Genomic DNA, 22631 nt, shown 5'->3' with positions numbered 1-22631 from the left:
TTTTTAAAGATTGCAAAAAAAGCACGCCTTCACACATAGTACTATGTGTATTCCAGTAAGTGAAACGCCTTTTTAAAGACAAAGAAAACTATGTTTCTATGTGTTAAAATAATTTAGTAGCTGTATTTCAAAAAAAGTCAAATTTCGACAAATTAAAATATCAATGAAATGAAAAAAATAATTATAACACTAAACCTTCTGTTATCAGTAGTTTTAGTTTCGGCACAAAATAAAACAACAACTGAAAAACCTAATATCATTCTAATAATGGTTGATGATATGGGTTATTCTGATTTAGGAAATTACGGTTCTGAAATCAAAACACCAAATCTAGATAAACTGGCTAGCGAAGGTTTGCGCTTGCGAGAGTTTTACAATAACTCAATTTGTGCGCCAACCCGAGGATCTTTATTAACAGGACAGTATCAGCATAAGGCCGGAATGGGATTTTTTGATATCAATTTAGGATTACCGGCATATCAAGGTTATTTAAACAAAGAATCTTTGACTTTGGGCGAAGTTTTCCGTTCTGGAGGTTACAGCACTTTGCTTTCAGGAAAATGGCACGTAGGTTCTGAAGATCAGGCGCAATGGCCAAATCAAAGAGGTTTTGATAAATTCTACGGAATCTTAAAAGGTGCATCGAACTATTTTGATACCAAACCTTTACCTTTCGGGAAAACCCCTTATCCGGTAAAACTGATTCGGAATAATGAGGAACTTCATCCAAAAGATGATTCGTATTATTTTACAGATGAAATTGGTAATAATGCTGTGACTTTTTTAGACGAACAAAACAAAGAAAACAAACCGTTCTTTTTGTATTTGGCTTTTACGGCTCCGCATTGGCCATTGCAGGCAAAACCGATTGATATTGCCAAATACAGAGGGAAATTTGATGAAGGTTGGGATATTTTAAGAGAGAAAAGAATTGCAAAATTAAAAGCAAACGGCATTTTACCTGCTGATCAAACCGTTTCTCCAAGAGATCCCGAAGTTCCGGAATGGAGTAAATTAACGTATGACGAAAAACAATTTTGGAAAGCTAAAATGGAAGTTTATGCGGCTATGGTTGATAATATGGATCAAAATGTGGGGAAGGTTCTGGAGAAATTAAAAGCTTTAAAGAAAGATAAAAACACCTTGATTATTTTCATCTCAGACAATGGAGCGCAAGGTGGTTTTAATACTTACAATCCGTTAGGAAGAGGTTTGGTGCGAAATGATGGCCCAGTTGGAACTTCAGGATCGTTTGATTATCAGGAACAAAATTGGGCGTATTTGTCTAATACTCCGCTTCAGCAATATAAAAACAATATGCATGAAGGCGGATTCAGTTCTCCATTTATTGCCTGGTTTCCATCAAAAATAAAAGCAGGACGAATCGATAAAGGAACGGGACATATTATTGACCTTGCTCCTACTTTTTATGAATTGGCCGGAATTGAATATCCAAAGGAGTACAATGGCGTAAAATCAAATCCGTTGGCAGGCAAAAGCTTATTACCGGTTTTATTCGATAATGCTTCAGAAGTAAATCGAGGTGCGCCTTTATTCTGGGAAAGAGCAGGAAACAGAGCTGTAAGAGATGGCAAATGGAAATTAGTTTCTACCTATCCATCGTACGAATGGGAACTTTATAATATTGAAACTGATCGTGGCGAAACCACAAATGTTGCGCAGCAAAACCCAGGAATTGTAAACAAACTTTCGGCAGCTTATTTTGATTGGGCAGATAAAACGGGTGTTGTAGAATATAGTAAATTCAAATTAAAAACGGAGGTTATGCCTGGCGGTGCAGCATTGAAAAAGTAATTTATAATTGAACTGGTTGCTGATTTTTAGTGCTGATTTTCCAATTAAATCCATGTGTTGACTATTTTTTCACGCAGATTTAAAAAGATTTAAGCCGATAAGCGCAGATTAATTTAATAAAATCTAAAATTAAATTTGCTCTAATCTGCCAGATCTGCGTGAAACAAAATTATTTTAATCTCAATAATTCTATCTAACGCTTTTTTAAGTTCACTTATTATAGCTTGAACTATTAGTATAAAACTTTGCGCCTTCGCCTTTGCGAGATTAAACGACAAAGATTCTTTCGATAAGCAGCGAGAAATTTACGCGAAAAGACATAAAACCGAAAAGTTTTTCATTTACCTAAAACACTTAAAGACAGAAAAATAAGTATAAAAATCTCACTTATACTTATTTTTTTGTCTTTTTTTTATTTTTCGAAATAAAGATATAAGAATCTAAAAATCAATATATTATAAACAAAATCATTTCACATTTCACCAACCACTTTCTTACTTTCACAAATAAATTTTAAAAAACTTTTGGATATTATTATATTAAAATTAACTTTGTCTATAGAATTAGTAGAGTTTAAAACCAAAAGAACTACATTTTGAAAACAACCGAAAGCATATCGTATTACATTCTTCCTAAAAAATATACCTATAACACCTTTTGTTATATGTGCTTCTGTTGCTAAATCCCCTAAAAAAACTTTCGTTTATAACTGACTTTCTTCTATGAAATCAGAATTAAAAAACGAATCTCTCAAGGCCGAAAAGGTTTCTTATTGAACATTATAAATCATTTTGTTGCGCTTTCCTGCATCAAAGAGATTATTACGCATAACTATAAATCATCCAAAAATAATAACTAAAAACCAACAAACATGACACAAATACAGCAACACAATTGCACCTAAAAAAATTTCTGCGGCAACAGAAATAGAACGGTTTAAGGAACATTTATCACTAAATAAAAGAATGCAAACAAAGAGTTTTATCAAAACTTTTAATGCTCTTTAATTACAAAAACTCAATACCAGGAATGAAAAAAAATACAAAACTTATTTTATGGATTAGCATTTTGTTTATTTCAATCGGAATCAATGCACAAAATACAGAACCAAATATTCAATCGAAACTTAACGGAACGATTGTAGACCAAATAACGAATCAGCCTATTGTTGGTGCTTCTGTAAACATTAAAGGAACTACACACGGCGTTGAAACAGATTTAGACGGGAAATTTTACTTTCAAACAGGACAAAAATTTCCATATACTTTAATCATCAATTACATTGGATATAACTCAAAAGAAATTATAGTAGACGGCAGTCCGGTAGTTATAAAACTAACGGAACAAGTTGAAAAACTAGATGAGATCGTTGTTGTAGGTTACGGAACATCGGCCAAAAAAACCTTTACCGGAGCTACCTCAAAAATCGACGCGAAACAAATTGCCAATCGTCCGGCACAAAGTTTCGATCAATTATTAGGCGGTCAGGCATCAGGATTAAATATTGTTCAGCCCAGCGGATCTTTAAACAGTACTCCTGTAATTAGAATTCGAGGAGTTAACTCGATTACAAGTTCGCTTTATCCGCTAGTAATTGTTGATGGTGTTACAGTTTTTACCGGAACCGCCGGTGGAGCAATTGGCAATAATCCTTTATCAGATATTAATCCAAATGATATTGAATCTGTAGACGTTTTAAAAGATGCTTCGGCTGCTGCAGTTTATGGTTCCCGCGCAGCAAACGGAGTGATTGTTATTACAACTAAAAAAGGAAAAAAAGGAAAAGTAAACGTCAATTACGATGTTTGGGTAAGCTGGAATAAAGCATCGAATTTACCAAAACTTTTAAACGCTCAGGATTATGTTACGATCAAAAATGAAGCCAGAACAAATGCAGGATTAACACCCGGTTTTGCTTTAGGACAAAATGCCGACGGATCTACAATTGGAACCAATTGGTACGATGTAGCCTATCATACGGGAGTTTCGCAGAATCATAACCTTAGCTTCTCAGGAGCAACAAATTCTACCAGTTATTTTATTTCTACCAATTATTCTGATCAAAATGGTATTTTAAAAACAAACGAATTTGTTCGAAAAGGTATTCGCTTGAATTTTGAACATAAGTTAAACAACTCGCTAACTTTAGGAACCAATTTTTCTTATAACAACTCTATAAATTCAGGGCCAAATTCAGGATCCTCAACGCCAAATTCAGTTGCAACATCAGCAGGAAACAGCGTTAATACACAATACATCGGTTTACAACCTCTTGGAAGACTTACGTATATTTTACCATCAAACGTTTCTGTTTATAATCCTGACGGATCATATAATATTAATCCAAGTAATGGAAATATTGGGTACGGTGCAAATAGTCCTGCATTGGGTGTTTTTAATGCTTACAACTTGCAAACGATTTTAGATTTAGATAAAAACACTTCTGAAAATAACACTTTTATCGGAAGTATTTATGCTGAGCTTGAAATTATCAAAAACCTGAAATTCAAAACTGTTTATGGAGTCAATAATTTTGTAGTCGAAAATAAAGAATTTAGAAATCCGTATAGTGGAGATGGTTTTGCTACTAAAGGAGCCGCTACAAACTCAAACACTAAATATTCAAGATCGAACTGGACTAATACCCTAACCTACTCGACTGTATTTGATCAAAAACACAGTTTAAAAGTACTTTTGGGACAAGAAAAAAATGTTCGTGAAATTGACGGTTGGGGCGCTATAAAAACAGGTTTAACGGATCCTTTCTTTACAAGTTACCAAGGCGGATTTACAACTATTGCACCTGGTCCTTCTGTTCAGACAGAAAATGTTTTGCTTTCCTATTTTAGCAGTATTGCTTACGATTACGACAAAAAATATTTGTTGAATCTAAACTTTAGAAGAGACGGATTATCGGCATTGGCTTCTGGAAATAAATGGGGAAATTTTGGTGGTGCATCAATTGGATGGAATGTTTCTGAAGAAGATTTCTTTAAAAACTCATCGGTAAAAAGTGTTTTAAATGCTTTGAAAGTTAGAGCGAGCTACGGAATTGTTGGTAATAGCGAATTGAACGATTACGCTGCTTTATCTCAGTATACGGCAGGAACTTACGCCGGAGTTCCAACACTAAATTTTGCACAATCAGGAAATTCAAATTTAAAATGGGAAACCAGTAAAAAGTTTGACATTGGTCTTAATTTAGGATTGTTTGACAATAGAATTACTGTTGAAGCTGATTATTACAAAAATGACATTAATGACTTGATTTTAAATGCTCCACAAGCTTTATCACAAGGAATTCCGAACAACTCTATTGCAGCAAATGTTGGTTCGTTATACAACAAAGGTTTTGAACTTACGGTTAGTGCAAATATTATAGACAATAATGATTTCCAGTGGAATGCAAGTTTAAATTTGTCCACCATCAAAAACAAAGTGACTTCTTTAGGAGGTTACGGAGACATTTACCCAACAGCATTAAGCACTTTCGGAATACAAAATATTACGAGAGAAGGTTATTCTGTAGGATCTATTTTTGCGGTACCTACAACCGGTGTTAATCCTGAAAACGGAAATCGCGTTTATGTAAATGCAAACAATGAAGAAGTTCAGTATAATGCACTTACAAAGGCTTTTACTTATCTAAACGGAAATACTGCTCCGGCAATCGACAACTATCGTGACGGCCGAATTCAAGGTCCTTCTCTACCAACTTATTATGGAGGTTTAAATAACAATTTATCGTATAAAAATTTCGATTTAACGATTGGTTTGACTTTTTCCGGAGGAAATAAATTGTACAACGGTACGAGATCAACTTTATCTGATCAACGTTTCTTTAACAACGGAACTTTTATAAAAGATCGTTGGACAACTCCGGGACAAGTTACAGATATTCCAAAATTAGTTTACGGAGATAGTTTCTCCGGAGGTTTCTCGTCAAGCAACTCTGCTTATGTCGAAGATGGATCTTACTTAAAAGTAAAAAACATCATTTTAAGTTACAGAATTCCGGTTAAGAACGAGTTAGTGAACAAATACATTTCATCGGCAAAAGTATATGCACAAGGTTCTAATTTATTGACTTGGACAAAATACAGAGGTTCAGATCCGGAGATTTCAATTAACGGAAACTCAATCAATTCAGGAAAAGATCAAAACGTGCCAGCCAATTCTTCTGTATTTACTTTAGGACTTAACGTAGGTTTCTAGCATTAATTTTAGTTATACAATTAAATAAAAATAACATGATTTTCAATTATAAAAATTATAAAAAGAGTATCAAAAAAGCCTTCATTATTACACCATTTATAGCTTTGCTATTAGCAGGATGTAGTGATGACGCGCTGGATACAGTTCCTGAAACAAGTATTTCTACCGAAACTGCATTCAGTACTCCAGCCAAAATTCTGGCACAGGTTAACGGACTTTACGGTCAATTTAGCAATCCATCTTTATACGGCGGCCGCTTCATTATTTTTAACGAACAAAGGGGAAATGAATTCAGCCAAAATGATGGTAACAACTCGACTGGAGCCAATGTTTGGAACCAATCGATCACATCGTCAGGAGATTTTGTAAACTCCGTTTGGAGCGTTGCATATACCGCAATAAATTTCTCGAATATCCTGATTGATAATTTAGCCAATTCTACAGTTGTCAATGAAGATTTACGTAAAAATTATATTGCCGAAGCTAAATTTATAAGAGCCATTTCGTATTTGAGTCTGGTTCAAACCTACGCAAAACCTTATGCACAAAATAGTGCTGCATTGGCGCTTCCGCTAAGATTAAAAGGAAACTCGTCTGGCGGACTCAATGACTTGGCTTTTAGCAGCGTTGCCGACATTTACACACAAATATTAAAAGACTTAGACGAAGCCGAAGTTGATTTACCTGAAAGCTATTCAACAGGAATTCTTACCGCTTCGAGAGCACATAAAGCCACCGCGATTGCGTTAAAAACAAGAGTTTATTTGAGCAAAGGCGATTATGCAAAAGTAGTTTCCGAAGCTTCAAAACTTGTTCCGTCGGCAGCACCATTTCAATATGTTTCAGGAAGCTTAACACATCGTTTAGAACCAAATGTTGCTACTGTTTTTGGAGGTTCTTATGTTGGGAATGAAGCTGTTTTTTCAATTCCGTTTACAACTGCTGCCGAAGCTCCGGCTTTACAAAGCGCACTTGGAGCCAATTATTTAACCCCGGTTATTTATTTTAACTCGGCTGGAATTATTGCCGATCCTGTTTTCGCTTCTCCAACCTCAGCAGATACACGAAAAGGTTTAGTGATCACCAATGCAACGGGACAAAAATTACTGAATAAATTCAAGAAAAACAGCGCTCCTTTTACAGACTACGTTCCTGTAATTCGTTATGCCGAAGTGATCTTGAATTATGCCGAAGCCGCTGCTCAAAATGACAATTTACCTTTGGCCAGAACTTTATTATCAGCCGTTCGAAATCGTTCTGATGCAACCTATATTTTCACAACCGGAGTAACGACCAAAGCTGAATTGATTGCCACAATTTTAAACGAAAGAAGAATAGAATTGGTAGGCGAAGGATTCCGTACACCAGACTTACTAAGAAGAGTACAAACCCTTCCAGGGAAAACAGGAAACGCCGGTGTAGCGCCAGAAGTATTACCAACAGCGAGTAATTATGTGTGGGCAATTCCAAGTAATGAATTGGCTTATAACAAACTGGCTCCAAAATAGAATACTAAAACCGTTGAATTTAACTAAAAAAACACATAGAAACATAGATTCTAAGTTTTAAATCAGGAAACAAAAAGAAACATGTTTCTCACACATAGAATAGTCCCGAAGCCTCGGGATGATTTTAAAGAAGTGAAACGCCTCTCTTGATAAAGTAAAAGCTATGTCTCTATGTGTTAAAAACAAAAAAAGAAATAACGAAATGAAAAATAATTTTAAATATCTGGCTATAATCTTCGCTACGACGATTATCACAGCACAGCAAAAAAATACTGCCGAAAAGATTTTCATAAACGGTAATATTATCACCGTCGATGCAAAAAATAGCACGGCACAAGCTGTTGCGGTAAGTAACGGTAAAATTCTTGCAGTTGGAACGAATAGTAATATCGAAAAACTAAAAGGCAAAAATACAATCGTTGTCGACTTAAAAGGCAAAACCGTTGTTCCGGGTTTTATTGATGGTCACAGCCATTTTATGGGTTTATCGAGATCGACTACTGTAAATGTTGGTTCTCCGCCAATGGGAACTGTTAAAAACATTGCCGATTTGGTAAGCCGTATTCAGGATTTTCAGAAAGAAAAAAATATCGCTCCGGGCGAATGGATCGATGCTTACGGATATGACCAAGATCAATTGGAAGAAAAAAGGCATCCGAATAAAGAAGATCTTGATGCCGCTTTTCCAAACAATCCGGTTACCATTACCAACATCAACGGGCATATGTCAGTTTCCAATTCTTACGCGTTGAAACTTTCAGGAATTGATGCCAACACGCCAAATCCTGCCGGTGGCGCCATCGAAAGAAAAAAAGGAACTAACGAACCTACAGGATTATTACAGGAAAATGCTGCCAGATTACTTAAAAGACCTGCAAAACCTGCTCCTACTTTAGACGAGCAGATAAAAAGTTTAAAAGAGCAGCAATTGTTTTATGCGAGTAACGGAATCACAACTGCTCAGGATGGATATTCTAGTTTCGAATCTGTTCAATTATTACACAAAGCGGCAGAAAGAAACGAGTTGTTTATTGATATTGAAGCTTTGCCGGGTTACCCAACTTTAGATAAAGTATTAGAGAATCCAGAATATAAGTTTGGGGTACTAAAAAATCACTTAAAACTGGCTGGAACAAAAATGATTGCAGACGGTTCTCCACAAGGTAAAACTGCTTTTTTTAGCAAATCGTATTTAGTAGAAGTTCCGGGTTGTAATCATGATGTATGTACAGGTTTCCCAAACATTACACAAGATCAGTTTAATGACTTAGTCATTAAAGCATTCAAAAATAATGTTCGTCCGTTTGTGCACTGTAACGGTGATGCAACAATCGATATGTATTTAAAAGCGATAGAAAACGCCAATAAAACTTTAAATATAAACAGTAACGATCGTAGACCGGTAACTATTCACTCTCAGTTTGTGCGACCTGATCAATTGGACGATTATAAAAAACTAGGCATCATTGCAGCCTTCTTTAGTAATCATGCTTTCTTTTGGGGCGATGTGCACCTTAGAAATCTAGGTCCGGAAAGAGCCAATTTTTTAAGCCCTTTAAAAACAGCCATTAAAAAAGGGGTTGTGGCTACAAACCATACAGATTATCCGGTTACACCATTAAATCAATTATTTTTATTGTGGACATCTGTAGAAAGAAAATCACGCACGGGACAAGTTATTGGTCCAGACGAAAGATTAACGCCTATCGAAGGTCTTCGTGCCATTACTATAAATGGTGCTTACGAGTATTTTGAAGAAAATAGTAAAGGTTCTATCGAAACCGGAAAATTGGCAGATTTAGTAGTACTATCTGATGATTTAACCAAAATCGAACCTTCTAAAATAAAAGATATTACCGTTTTGGAAACCATCAAAGAAGGAAAAACAGTTTTTAAAAAATAACCCTTTAAAACTAAAAAAATGACTCAGATAAACATTAATCCTACGCCGGTTATGTCAATGAAAATCTCCAAAAATTCTTCTGAAATTTCCTGGTTTAGTGAAGCTGATATCAGAAGCTCGCAAGATAAAAAGAATGCAAAAATAAAAAAGGATTTAAAAAAGAAGAAATAAAAATGATTGAAGGTAAAATTGAAACTGTAGCCATTAGAACCCAGGAAAGAGTAGCTGAAATTTCTTGGTTTAATGATATTATTGGTGGAGATACAGCATATTTAGGCGTTTTAGATAATGATCGCCGAAGCAGTTACGAGCATTGTCGTGAAATTACTCTTGAAGCAGAAAAATTGGGTTTTAGTAATATACTTTATCCATCGGCTTATACTGTGGGACAAGACGGGTTAGCTTTTGCTGCAAGTGTTGCACCCGAAACAAATAAGATCACATTTCTACTGGCAATTCGTACCGGAGAAGTGCATCCACCCATGTTGGCGCGCGCCATTTCGTCATTAGATCATATGCTGAAAGGACGTTTAATATTGAATATTATCAACTCGGATTTACCGGGAACGCGCGAAGACCCAAATGTAAGATATCAAAGATGTTCTGAGGTAATTCAGATTTTGCAACAAGGCTGGACACAAGACAGAATATCACATAAAGGAGAAATTTATCAATTTGATCTGCCTTCAGATCCGGTTAAATCATATCAGCAAAACGGTGGCCCATTATTGTATTTTGGAGGAACTTCCCCTGGTTCCAGAGCCGTTTGCGCGAAACATTGCGACGTGTTTTTGACTTGGCCGGAATCTGAAGAATCGATGTACGTAACGCTTAAAGAAATGAGCGAACGTGCTGCCGCAGAAGGAAGAACAATAGATTTTGGTTTAAGAATTCATGTTATTGTTCGCGAAACTCAGGAAGAAGCAAGAGCTTACGCCAAAAAACTAATTTCAAAATTTGACGAAAAACGAGGTTTAGAAATCAGAAGTCGTGGCGAAGACTCACGTTCGTTAGGCGTTTTGAAACAAGACGAATTAAGAGAAACTTCTGATGAAGATGGTTATGTAGAAGATATTCTTTGGACAGATATTGGTAAAGTATTCTCAGGTTGCGGAAGTGGTTTGGTAGGAAGTGCCGATCAAATTATAGAAAAACTAAACCGCTATATGGATATGGGTTTCAGATCTTTTATTTTCTCAGGATTTCCATTAATTGAAGAAGCGAACTATTTTGCCAAACTGGTTTTACCACGTTTACCTAATGCCTCTTTGCCCCATTTACAAGGTAGAATACCGCATGAAACACCTACAACACCTTTAACCAATGCAGAGTTGGTTTAGTTTTAAAAACAAAAAACAAGAATGTCAGAAATAGAAAAAAAACAAGAATACAAAAGAGAACTCGGTCTTGCCGATGCTGCCTTATTGGTCGCCAGCGGAATGATTGGTTCTGGAATTTTTATTGTAAGTGCAGATGTTACACGAAATGTCGGGTCAGCGGGTTGGCTAATTTTGGTTTGGTTAATTGGTGGATTTATGACTTTAACTGCAGCGGTTAGTTATGGCGAATTAAGCGGAATGTTTCCAAAATCAGGCGGTCAGTATGTTTATTTAAAAGAAGCGTATAATCCTCTGGTGGCATTTGTTTATGGTTGGAGTTTGTTTACAGTTATTCAAACCGGAACTATTGCTGCAGTTTGCGTTTCGTTCTTTAAATTTCTGGCTTACTTTTTTCCGCTTTTCAGTGAGGATTTGGTTGCTTTTCGAATTGGAGATTCTTTTGCCGTTTCGCCTGCTCAGCTTGCCTCAATTGTCTTGTTGTTCATCTTAACCTACATCAATACCAAAGGTGTAAAACTTGGAAAGTTAATTCAGAAATTTTTCACCGGAACCAAATTAATAAGCTTACTAATTCTTATTATTTTCGGGTTTATCTTTTTTAAACCTGAAATCTGGCAAACGAACTGGACGAATCCTTTTCATTTACAGAAACTAAATCCCGATGGTTCATTTTTACAATACACCAATACACCAGCTTTTTGGGGAGCAATCGCATCGGCCTTAGTAGGAACGGTAATTAGTTATGATGCTTGGAATAATGTGACTTTTGTTTCTGACGAAATAAAAAATCCAAGACGAAATATTGGTTTGAGTTTGCTTCTTGGAACTGCCGTTGTAACAATCATTTACGTTTCATTAAACATCATGTTTACAGCAGTATTACCAATTGAAGCTATTGGAACTCCGGAAAAAGATCGAGTTGGTATTGCAGCTGCTCAAGCTATTTTTGGCTCAAGCGGAACTTCAATTATTGCTTTAATGATTTTGATCGCTTCTTTTGGTTGTGCCAATGGAATGATTTTATCTGGCGCGAGAGTGTATCAAAGTATGGCAAAAGATGGATTGTTTTTCAAAAAGACAGCCATTTTAAATAAACATTCTGTTCCTGCAAATGCATTATGGATTCAGTTTTTTATGGCGGTTATTTTAAGTTTAAGTGGACGTTACGGAAATTTATTAGACATGATTTCTTTTGTAGTTGTTTTGTTTTACGTCATAACAATTGCAGGAATCTTTGTTTTGAGAATTAACAGACCAAAGCACGACAGACCTTACAAAGCTTTTGGATATCCGTTTTTACCTGCCATTTATATCATTTTGGGATCGGCGTTTTGTATTTTATTAATCATTTACAAACCCACTTATACTTGGCCGGGATTAATTATTGCAGGTATTGGAATACCGGTTTATTATATCAGAGAGAAATTTTCGAAGTCACAAAATAACGAATTATGAATTTACGGATCTAAATAATAAGAAAAAAGCATCATTTGATTTAAAATCGATATCATTATTTCAAAAACTTAAAATACAGCAATTTACAAATAATTTTACAGTAAAATAAAGCGCAATTATTTCGGTCGCTTTTATTAAAATCATAAATTTACTATAGAACAAGATTTTCTTTTTAAAAGAAACTTATAAAATATTATAACCAAAAAATAACCTTAAAAACCATTAAATCATGGCGGATTCTAAACAACAACAAACGGCATTAGGAGATGTTGCAGCAAGACAACTGGCGATTGCAACACGTACAGTGCCACAAATCGGAACAATTTCACCACGTTGGCTAACACATCTTTTGCATTGGACTCCGGTTGAATCGGGCGTATTTCGTTTGAATAAAGTAAAAGACGGAAGTCACATTGAAGTAGATTGTTCTGCAAGAGACGAAAGAGTTCTTCCAAACACTTTTGTTGATTACATTGATAATCCCAGAGAGTACAATCTTGCAGCAGTTCAAACTATTGTCGAAGTACATACGCGTGTTTCTGACTTGTACAGTAAACCATACAATCAAATTTCGGAGCAACTTCGTTTGGCGATCGAAACCATTAAAGAACGTCAGGAAAGCGAATTGATCAACAACAAAGATTATGGTTTACTAAGTAATGTTGCAAAATCGCAAATTATTAAAACCAGAACGGGCGCACCAACTCCAGATGATTTAGACGAATTATTAACAAAAGTATGGAAAGAACCGGGGTTCTTTTTATTGCATCCTTTAGCAATTGCCGCTTTTGGACGCGAATGTACGCGTCGTGGTGTACCACCTCCTACTACATCTTTGTTTGGATCTCAATTTTTAACATGGAGAGGAATTCCGCTTATTCCATCAGATAAATTACCAATCGTAAACGGCAAATCAAAAATCATTTTATTACGCACAGGCGAAAGCCGTCAAGGTGTAATCGGACTTATTCAACCGGGTTTACAAGGAGAACAGTCTCCAGGTTTATCTGTTCGTTTTATGGGAATAAATGAAAAAGCAATTGCATCTTATCTCGTATCTCTTTATTGCTCATTAGCAATACTTGTAGACGATGCTATAGCCGTTTTAGAAGATGTAGAAATAGGTAAGTATCATGAGTATAAATACTAACAACAACGGTTTACCCAACATTGACGATTTGCAGCTTTTGGCCAACGAATTGTTCAAGACTTTACCTAATGAGTTTCCGAAGGAAATTTCGTTAAGTCCTGATCGAACTGAACATCCGCGTGCCACAAAGATTGCCGAAACGTTTTTGCAATCCGGTAATTTAAACAGCGGTGCCGAAAATCCAATTTCATCGCAAAATGCAGCAAGTTCACCTATTGCTTCGCCAGCATTTAGTGGTTTTGGAGCATCACCGTCTGTGGCCAATTACGGTTCGGGAGCTTCTGCTCTGTACCCAAATGCGGGTGCAGGATTTAATCCTCAAAGCGGAGTAACGTCATCTGGTGTTCAGGAAGACAACAACTTAAATCTAAATAATCCTCATACGGGATTTCAGGATATTAATCTAAAAAATGGAGGAGCTCCGCAATTGAGTGAAGAATCATTTTTTTCGCAATTGCTTTTAAATAATGAGTATTTGCCTTTTCAATCTGAAAATTCTTCTTTTGAATCCGAGTTAAAAGTAGCACTTTCGTTTGTTGATACGCATTTTACAAAGCGTGTAGATTTTCCGTTAAACGGAAATGAAACTGGAAATTCGTATTATTTTTTAGATCAAAATCCGTTTGCTTTTGATCAGAAAAATGCCAATCTAGCAGTAGGAAAGACTTTTGAACCACAAGGATTTAGCCACCTTACAAGTGCTCCTTTTGATGCAAATCTCATTAAAAAAGATTTCCCGATATTAAGAGAAACCGTAAATGGCAAACCTTTAGTTTGGTTTGATAATGCAGCAACAACTCAAAAACCACAATCGGTTATTGATCGTATTGCTTATTTCTACGAACATGAAAATTCGAATATTCATCGTGCTGCACATGAATTAGCTGCTCGCGCATCTGACGCTTATGAAGCTGCTCGCGAAAAGGTAAAAACGTTTTTGAATGCTGCTTCGGTAAATGAGATTGTGTTTGTTCGAGGTGCTACGGAAGGTATCAATTTAGTGGCGTGTACCTGGGGCGATCAAAACCTCAATTCTGGCGACGAAATTATTGTAAGTAATTTGGAACATCACGCTAATATTGTTCCGTGGAAACGTTTGGCAGATAAAAAAGGTTTAAAACTAAGAGTAATTCCAGTTGATGACGACGGTCAAATCTTGTTGGATGAATATGCTAAATTGCTGAATTCTAAAACTCGTTTGGTTGCTTTCACTCAAGTTTCAAATGCACTTGGAACGGTAACTCCTGCAAAACGAATTGTAGAAATGGCACGTGCTGTTGGTGCAAAAGTTTTAATAGATGGAGCACAATCTGTTTCGCATATGAAAGTTGATGTTCAGAATTTAAATCCGGATTGGCTTGTTTTTTCTGGCCATAAACTTTTTGGTCCAACAGGAATTGGCGCTTTATACGGAAAAGAAGATTTACTAAACGAAATGCAGCCTTATCAATCTGGCGGAAACATGATTCAGGATGTAACTTTTGAGGAAATAAAATACCACAAAGCACCCAATCGTTTTGAGGCAGGAACCGGAAACATTGCAGACGCTATTGGTCTTGGTGCAGCAATCGATTATGTAACCAAACTTGGAATCGAAAACATTGGTCAATATGAACATCAATTACTGGATTATGCCACAAAACTGCTAAGAGAGATTCCGGGTGTTCGATTGATAGGAACTGCTGCTAATAAAGCAAGTGTACTTTCTTTTAATCTGCAAGGATATTCTAACGATCAGGTTGGTCAGGCTTTAAATAAAGAAGGTGTTGCCGTTAGAACCGGACATCATTGTGCGCAACCTATTTTGAGAAGAATGGGAGTCGAAACTACTGTTCGTCCCTCTTTGGCATTTTATAATACGACACAAGACGTTGATACTTTTATTAAAACCCTTTGGGAACTTAAAAAAGTGAGAGTTTAAAATAAAATGAGCCAATGCACTTGATGCATTGGCTCAAAGAAATAGTTACTTTTTTTGATATTTTAAGTAATTATAACCAGAAGGCGATTGTTTAACTACAGTCGCCTTTTTATATAATAAAGATAAGTAAAATAATGATGTCATTTTTTTAAACACATAGAATCATAGATTCTGTAAACTTAAAAAAAGGCATTTCATTTATTTAAACAAACGTAGCTATCTGTTTTATGCCACAGATTATAGGATTAAAAAGATTAAATAAAATCTGCGTAGTCTGCTAGATCTGCGTGAAAAATGTTTAATCTCTAAAATCATTTAATGACTTCTCAATAATTTCAAGACATTCCTGAATTTGAGCTTCAGTCATAACCAATGGCGGTGCTAACCTGATTTTGTTTCCGTGAGTTGGTTTTGCCAATAATCCGTTGTCTTTAAATCTTAGACAAATTTCCCAAGCCAGATCTGAATCTTCACCACAATTAATAACAATCGCATTCAACAATCCTTTACCACGAACCAATGTGATTAGATTATTTCTTTCAGCAATTTCATTTAAACCTTTTCTTAAAATGATTCCTAAACGTTCCGCATTTTCAGCAAGATTCTCTTCTTTAATTACTTCAAGTGCAGCAATTGCAACAGCAGCAGCAACAGGATTTCCGCCAAAAGTAGATCCGTGTTGACCTGGCTTAATAACATTCATAATTTCATTATTACACAAAACTGCCGAAACGGGATAAACTCCGCCAGAAATTGCTTTTCCTAAAATTAAAATATCAGGCTGAACATTTTCGTGATGTACTGCTAATAATTTTCCTGTACGGGCAATTCCTGTCTGAACTTCATCAGCAATAAACAAAACATTATGTTTCTCACACAACGCTTTTGCTTTCGCTAAATACCCTTCAGAAGGTACATAAACTCCGGCTTCTCCCTGAATTGGTTCAACCAAAAATCCTGCAATATTTTTTGATGATTCTAAAGCTTTTTCAAGCGCTTCAAGATTATCGTATTCTATTTTTATAAATCCATCTGTAAACGGACCAAAGTTTTTACGGGCTGTTTCATCATTAGAAAACGAAATAATAGTTGTTGTTCTTCCATGAAAATTATTTTCGCAAACAATAATCTGTGCTTGATTCTCTGGAATACCTTTTACTTCATAAGCCCATTTACGGCAAACTTTAAGAGCTGTTTCTACCGCTTCAGCACCTGTATTCATTGGTAAAACTTTATCGAAACCAAAAAAATTGGTCACGAATTCTTCGTAATTACCTAATTTATCATTGTAAAAAGCACGCGAAGTCAAAGTAAGTTTTTGTGCCTGATCTACCATTGCTTTTACAATTTTTGGATGGCAATGACCTTGATTTACGGCAGAATATGCAGATAAAAAATCATAATATTTTTTTCCGTCAACGTCCCAAACATACACACCTTCTCCTCTTTCTAATACAACCGGAAGTGGATGATAATTATGAGCTCCGTATTTATTTTCTTTTTCAATCAAAACTTCTGATTTTGATGAAAGGTTATTTTCAGTATGAATCATGATTTATTTCTTTTAATTCTTTCAAAGCACAAAAGTATTAAAAATTATTAATTAAGAAGGTATAAATCACTTGTTTTGACTTTATATTTTACTTTTAAAGTCAAAACAACGATTTAAAAGCTTTAAAAAAATCAATTTAATTATCAAGAGGCCGATTTTATTCCTTATTAATTAAAAAAAATAATTACTTTTATAAATCCGAAAATAATTAACCAATCTAAAGCAATGGATACATTAGACGAATTTGATATAAACATCATTAAAGAATTAGAAAAAGATGGTAGAATGGCATTTTCTGCAATTGCTGCTAATTTGAAAATATCAAACACGATGGTGCACCAACGTATTAACAGAATGATCGAACAAGGTGTGATTGGCGGTATAAAACCCATTATTCAGGAAAAAAAAATTGGTTATGATTGGGCTTCTTTTACCGGAATTACATTGAATAAAGATTCTGATTCTGATCGCATTATTGAGGCCTTAAAGGATATTCCTGAAATTACAGAATGCTATTATGTAACGGGTTCATTTACACTTTACATTAAAATCATCGCAAAGAATCACGAACATATGCGAAGAATCCTTTACGAAAAAATAGATGGTATTCCGGGTATTGCCAAAACTGATTCTATTATTGAATTAGGCTGTGCATTTAAACGAAATATCACTTTATAGAATATTCATAAAAACAACAAAAAGAAACCTCGAATAATTACAATTCGAGGTTTTTTTGTAACATTTTATTTCTGATATTTGTTAAAAATTGTGAAACTATGAAAAATTCAGCTATTCTCTTATTCGCTACTATTTTATTTTCTAACGCTATAAATGCACAATTAAAACCTGTAAAATATGCAGATGGTTCATTGGTATTAAATGGATTGTTTGCAAAAGCAGCTAAAAAAAGCAGCCAAAACCCGGGTATTTTACTTTTGCCGGCTTGGTTAGGAATTGATAAAGCATCAAAAGATATTGCTGAGAATTTATCAAAATTAGGCTATAATGTTTTCATCGCTGATATTTATGGCGAAGGAAATTACCCTAAAAATACCGCTGAAGCAGGAAAACAAGCTGGTTACTATAAAAATAACTACGAAATTTACCAAAAACGCATCAATGTAGCTTTGCAAGAATTAATAAAAGCGGGCGCAAATCCTGATAATATTGTCGCTATAGGTTATTGTTTTGGGGGAACTGGAGTTCTTGAAGCAGCTCGAGGACATTTGAATGTAAAAGGCGTTGTTTCGTTTCATGGCGGATTAGGCAAAGATTCAAGCAGAGCAGTTGAACCAATTACCACAAAAGTTTTAGTTTGTCATGGTGCTGATGATCCTTTTGAATCTGCAGCAGAAATCACTGCTTTTCAACAGGAAATGCGTGATTCAAAAGCCGATTGGCAAATGATTTATTATGCTAATGCCGTTCACTCGTTTACAAATCCTGAAGCCGGAAACGACAATTCTAAAGGTGCTGCTTACAACGCTGTTGCTGCAAAAAGATCTTTTGAGCATTTACAGCTTTTTCTCAATGAAGTTCTTAAAAAGTAAAATCAAAAACCAAAATTAAACCAACTTAAATAAACCAACTTAAATAAACCAATGTCACACAGTCCGATTAGAAAAGACAAAACCTGTTTGAATTGCAGGCACGTTGTAGAACAAAAATATTGTCCAAATTGTGGTCAAGAAAATACAGACAGCAGAAAAACATTTCATCATTTGTTCATACACTTCTTTGAAGATTTGACGCATTATGAAAATGCTTTCTGGAAAACAATAAAAAACCTTCTTTTTAAGCCTTCAACCTTAACTAAAGAATATCTTTCAGGAAAACGTTTATCGTATTTGGCACCGGTTAGACTTTACATTTTTATAAGTTTTGTAACCTTTCTTTTAATTGCATTATTTCCAAGTAATATAACTGAGGACCTGACAAAAGGTGAAAAAGAAATTACATCAAATTTAGAAAAAGTAGATAAAAAAAAGAAAAAAAGCTGGGATGAAAAGTCCTATTTAAAGTCGAAGACACTAGATAAGTCCTATTTTCACTTTAGAACAATGAAAGAAATCGATTCCGTTCAAAAATATGGGAAAGAAGAAGATAAACTTAACCAATTTCAATACTGGATCCAGGAGAAAGCTGTCCACGTGACGGAGACTAACACTAAAAAGCAAATTATTGAAAAATTTATAGAGTCTTTTGTACATAACATACCCAAAATTCTCTTTATTATAATGCCGTTCTTTGCCTTCTTTTTATGGATTTTTCATAACAAAAAGAAATGGTATTATTTTGATCATGGAATTTTTACACTCCATTATTTTTCATTTTTGCTGCTTGTATTCCTCATTTTATTTATCACAATCAGATTATTTGGATTATTCGGCCCGGATAGTCCGTTGAGCTTTATTTCAAACATTATAACTTTTGTTGGAGTAGTTTGGATGTGTTACTATTTTTATCCGGCGCATCATCGTTTTTACGGAGAAACAAGGTTGGTTTCTTTTGTTAAAAGTGTAACATTATTTTTTATAAACTTCTTTTTTATCCTATTTTTACTAACATTCTACATGTTATACACATTCATCAATTTACACTAATAAATATGAAAAAAATTGTAATCTTATTATTAATTGGTTCTGCATTTTCCTGTAAAAATACGCAGTCAGTTACGTCGAAAGACAATTCAGACCCAAGTAAATACATACAAGCCATTAGCGAAAAAGATCTTAAAACAATGTTATACGTTGTCGCTTCTGATGAAATGGAAGGCCGTGAAACCGGATCTAAAGGACAAAAGAAAGCCGGTCTTTATATGATTGAGCAATACAAGAAAAATGGAATCTCTTTCCCAAAAGGAGCGACAGACTACTACCAACGTATCCCTGCATCTTTCCTTAACGCAAAACGCAATGAGAATTTACCTGATTCTGAGAATATCTGGGCCTATATTGAAGGTTCTGAAAAACCAGATGAAGTGTTAGTAATCTCAGCACATTATGATCACGTAGGTATAAAAAATGGTGAAGTGTATAATGGAGCTGACGATGACGGTTCCGGAACTGTAGCAGTAATCGAAATGGCTAAAGCATTTGCAAAAGCCAAAAAAGAAGGACACGGACCAAAACGTTCTATTTTATTCCTTCACGTTACTGGCGAAGAGCATGGTTTGCACGGATCACGTTATTACTCTGAAAATCCATTGTTCCCTATCGCGAACACTATTACAGATATCAACATCGATATGATTGGTCGTCGTGATGTAGAACATGCCAAAACAAACAATTATGTTTATGTAATTGGTGCAGATAGATTATCTTCAGATTTACACAATATTGTAGTAGCTCAAAACGAAAAATACACCAAATTAGATTTAGATTTTAAATTTAATGATCCTAAAGATCCAAATCATTTCTATGAGCGTTCTGACCATTATAACTTTGCAAAACATGGTATTCCTTCTGTTTTCTTCTTCAATGGAGTTCATGAAGATTACCACCAAAAAGGCGACGAACCAGAAAAAATCGAATATGATGCTCTAACAAAGAGAACTCAATTGGCATTCGTTATCGCTTGGGATCTAGCTAATAGAGAGAATAGACCTGTAGTTGATAAGAAATAGATTCAAAGTTGCAAAGGGACAAAGGTTCAGAGGTTTTCTTTTCGAAGGTTCTGTGATTCTTACTTCTAAGTACCAACTTTAAGAAAACAAAATAATTAAATATTATCAAAACCAAAAAAGGGATGAGTTTTAAAACTCATCCCTTTTTTTATAGTATATAATCTCAAAGTAAAAAAACCTTAGTCCCTTTGCAACTTTGAACCTTTGTACCTCTTCTTAGTCATTCATAGAAATCAAAAACTCTTCGTTGTTTCTGGTTTTCTTGAAACGTTCGTTTACAAAATCCATAGATTCTACCGGGTTCATATCTGATAGATATTTACGCATAATCCACATTCTTTGTAATGTTTTTTCGTCCAATAATAAATCATCACGACGTGTACTTGATGAAGTAAGATCGATAGCTGGGAAAATACGTTTGTTTGCAATCTTACGATCCAATTGTAATTCCATGTTACCTGTACCTTTAAATTCTTCAAAGATAACCTCATCCATTTTAGAACCAGTTTCAGTCAATGCAGTTGCGATAATACTTAACGAACCACCGTTTTCTACATTTCTTGCAGCTCCAAAGAAACGTTTTGGTTTTTGTAATGCATTGGCATCAACACCACCACTTAAAACTTTTCCTGATGCAGGCTGAACCGTATTATAAGCTCTTGCCAAACGTGTAATCGAATCTAACAGGATAACTACGTCATGCCCACATTCTACCAAACGTTTTGCTTTTTCAAGAACGATATTGGCAATTTTCACGTGTTCTTGTGGTTCTCTATCAAAAGTTGAAGCAATAACCTCACCACGAACACTACGCTGCATATCTGTAACCTCTTCAGGACGCTCATCAATCAAAAGAACAATAAGATATACTTCAGGATGATTAGCAGCAATCGCATTTGCAATGTCTTTTAACAACATTGTTTTACCCGTTTTTGGCTGCGCGACAATCATACCACGCTGACCTTTTCCTATTGGAGAAAATAAATCAATAATACGTGTTGAAACTGAACTGCCTTTTTCGGCCAATTTAAATTTTTCAGAAGGGAAAACGGGTGTCAAGTGTTCAAAAGAAACTCTATCGCGAACTACTTGCGGATCGTGACCATTAATTTTTAGTACACGAACTAGCGGGAAAAACTTTTCGCCTTCTTTAGGAGGACGAACAACTCCTTTTACTGTATCTCCGGTTTTAAGACCAAACAATCTAATTTGTGAAGTTGATAAATAAATATCATCTGGAGAAGCTAAATAATTATAATCTGATGAACGTAAGAATCCGTAACCGTCAGGCATCATTTCAAGAACACCTTCACTTTCAATAATTCCATCAAACTCAAAGTCTGAATCTCTGAAATTATTTTTTTTATTTTTATGATTTGGATTTTGATTCACATTTCCGTTTCCATTCCCATTTTGATTTGGATTCTGATTTGGATTCTGATTTGGATTTGGATTCGGGTTTTGGTTTTTATTTTGATTCGGATTTATCTTTTTTACCGGAGCAGAAACTTCTGCTTTTTCAACGATTTCCTTTTTTTCTGTTTCAGCAGTTGCAGCCGGAGTACTATTTTCTCCAACTTCTTCAGAAACTCCTTCTTTTGAAGCTTCTTTTTCTTTTTGTAAAGCAACTTTTTTCTCGTAAGCTGATTTATTAAACTTTACAATTTTCGGTCCCTTTTTCTCTACTTCCTTATTTTCTTGAGTTTCCTCTGCTTCCGGAGTTGTTTTGACTGCCGGGGCTATTTTAACAGCCGGAGCAGCTTTCACTTTTGGAGTATTTTCTGAAACTACAGGGGCTTCTATTTTCTTAGGATTTTCCTCAACTTTATCAAATTCTAGAACAGGAGCACTTTTTGAAATAGCCACTTTTTTTGCAGGAACTATTCTGGCTCTTTTGGGTTTATCATCTTCCGCAGTATCAGCCACAACATTAACTGGCGGCGCTACAGTCGCTTCTTGATGTGCTAAAATCTGACTAATTAAAGTCTCTTTTTTAACGCCATTAAACTTTATAGTTTTAGCTAACTTAGCTATTTCTTGAAGCTCAGCAAGCTTCATTTCTTTTAATGCAGAAATATCAAACATGAATGTTCTATGAATTTAATTATTTTAAGGAAATACTGTAAAAAGAATAGGTAGATATTTTT

At 35.1% G+C, this 22631-nt stretch carries 15 protein-coding genes; 13 read left to right on the top strand and 2 right to left on the bottom strand.

Annotated features, from left to right (window positions below):
- Positions 1 to 168: 168 nt before the first annotated feature.
- From ACHRVZ_RS16650 to ACHRVZ_RS16610, 9 genes are all read left to right on the top strand, one after another.
- Positions 169 to 1815, top strand: coding sequence for an arylsulfatase (locus ACHRVZ_RS16650; protein ID WP_395424004.1), 1647 nt, complete (start codon positions 169 to 171; stop codon positions 1813 to 1815).
- Between the two features lie 1029 nt (positions 1816 to 2844).
- Positions 2845 to 6030 (top strand): SusC/RagA family TonB-linked outer membrane protein, encoded by a 3186-nt coding sequence (locus ACHRVZ_RS16645; protein ID WP_395424002.1) that lies wholly within the window; start codon positions 2845 to 2847, stop codon positions 6028 to 6030.
- A 35-nt stretch (positions 6031 to 6065) separates the two neighbouring features.
- The gene (locus tag ACHRVZ_RS16640) at positions 6066 to 7538 is read left to right on the top strand and encodes a RagB/SusD family nutrient uptake outer membrane protein (RefSeq protein ID WP_395424000.1); all 1473 of its coding nucleotides are present in this window, start codon (positions 6066 to 6068) and stop codon (positions 7536 to 7538) included.
- Positions 7539 to 7740: 202 nt separating this feature from the next.
- The gene (locus ACHRVZ_RS16635) at positions 7741 to 9441 is read left to right on the top strand and encodes an amidohydrolase (RefSeq protein WP_395423999.1); all 1701 of its coding nucleotides are present in this window, start codon (positions 7741 to 7743) and stop codon (positions 9439 to 9441) included.
- A gap of 18 nt (positions 9442 to 9459) precedes the next feature.
- Complete coding sequence (locus tag ACHRVZ_RS16630) at positions 9460 to 9612, top strand: hypothetical protein (RefSeq protein WP_395423998.1); 153 nt, start codon at positions 9460 to 9462, stop codon at positions 9610 to 9612.
- 2 nt (positions 9613 to 9614) lie between these two features.
- Positions 9615 to 10781, top strand: a complete 1167-nt coding sequence (locus ACHRVZ_RS16625; RefSeq protein WP_395423996.1) for an LLM class flavin-dependent oxidoreductase — start codon at positions 9615 to 9617, stop codon at positions 10779 to 10781.
- Between the two features lie 21 nt (positions 10782 to 10802).
- Positions 10803 to 12236, top strand: coding sequence for an APC family permease (locus tag ACHRVZ_RS16620; RefSeq protein WP_395423994.1), 1434 nt, complete (start codon positions 10803 to 10805; stop codon positions 12234 to 12236).
- 229 nt (positions 12237 to 12465) lie between these two features.
- On the top strand, positions 12466 to 13386 hold the full coding sequence (locus ACHRVZ_RS16615) for a family 2A encapsulin nanocompartment shell protein (protein ID WP_041520085.1): 921 nt from the start codon (positions 12466 to 12468) through the stop codon (positions 13384 to 13386).
- Complete coding sequence (locus ACHRVZ_RS16610) at positions 13370 to 15307, top strand: family 2A encapsulin nanocompartment cargo protein cysteine desulfurase (protein WP_395423992.1); 1938 nt, start codon at positions 13370 to 13372, stop codon at positions 15305 to 15307. Before ACHRVZ_RS16615 ends, ACHRVZ_RS16610 begins: the two co-directional genes overlap by 17 nt.
- 298 nt (positions 15308 to 15605) lie before the next feature.
- On the opposite strand, the gene rocD is transcribed toward ACHRVZ_RS16610, so the two are convergent.
- Complete coding sequence (rocD, locus tag ACHRVZ_RS16605) at positions 15606 to 16859, bottom strand: ornithine--oxo-acid transaminase (protein ID WP_395423990.1); 1254 nt, start codon at positions 16857 to 16859, stop codon at positions 15606 to 15608.
- Between the two features lie 225 nt (positions 16860 to 17084).
- On the opposite strand from rocD, the gene ACHRVZ_RS16600 reads away from it, so the two are divergent.
- The 4 genes from ACHRVZ_RS16600 (at position 17085) to ACHRVZ_RS16585 (ending at position 20484) form a co-directional block, all read left to right on the top strand.
- Positions 17085 to 17537, top strand: a complete 453-nt coding sequence (locus tag ACHRVZ_RS16600) for an Lrp/AsnC family transcriptional regulator (protein ID WP_395423988.1) — start codon at positions 17085 to 17087, stop codon at positions 17535 to 17537.
- 98 nt (positions 17538 to 17635) lie between these two features.
- Positions 17636 to 18409 (top strand): dienelactone hydrolase family protein, encoded by a 774-nt coding sequence (locus ACHRVZ_RS16595; RefSeq protein ID WP_395423986.1) that lies wholly within the window; start codon positions 17636 to 17638, stop codon positions 18407 to 18409.
- A 51-nt stretch (positions 18410 to 18460) separates the two neighbouring features.
- On the top strand, positions 18461 to 19462 hold the full coding sequence (locus ACHRVZ_RS16590; RefSeq protein WP_395423984.1) for a DUF3667 domain-containing protein: 1002 nt from the start codon (positions 18461 to 18463) through the stop codon (positions 19460 to 19462).
- A 5-nt stretch (positions 19463 to 19467) separates the two neighbouring features.
- Entirely contained in the window at positions 19468 to 20484 is a 1017-nt protein-coding gene (locus tag ACHRVZ_RS16585) for a M28 family peptidase (RefSeq protein WP_395423982.1), read from the top strand.
- Between the two features lie 216 nt (positions 20485 to 20700).
- Here the strand turns inward: ACHRVZ_RS16585 and rho are convergent, their stop codons facing one another.
- Positions 20701 to 22569 (bottom strand): transcription termination factor Rho, encoded by a 1869-nt coding sequence (rho, locus tag ACHRVZ_RS16580; RefSeq protein WP_395423980.1) that lies wholly within the window; start codon positions 22567 to 22569, stop codon positions 20701 to 20703.
- Positions 22570 to 22631 lie beyond the last annotated feature (62 nt).

The organism is Flavobacterium sp. FlaQc-57 (genome assembly GCF_044007395.1).
In the GTDB taxonomy this organism is placed as follows: domain Bacteria; phylum Bacteroidota; class Bacteroidia; order Flavobacteriales; family Flavobacteriaceae; genus Flavobacterium.
The sequence above is the reverse complement of the archived record's forward strand: the minus strand, read 5'-3'. Positions and strand labels throughout refer to the sequence as shown.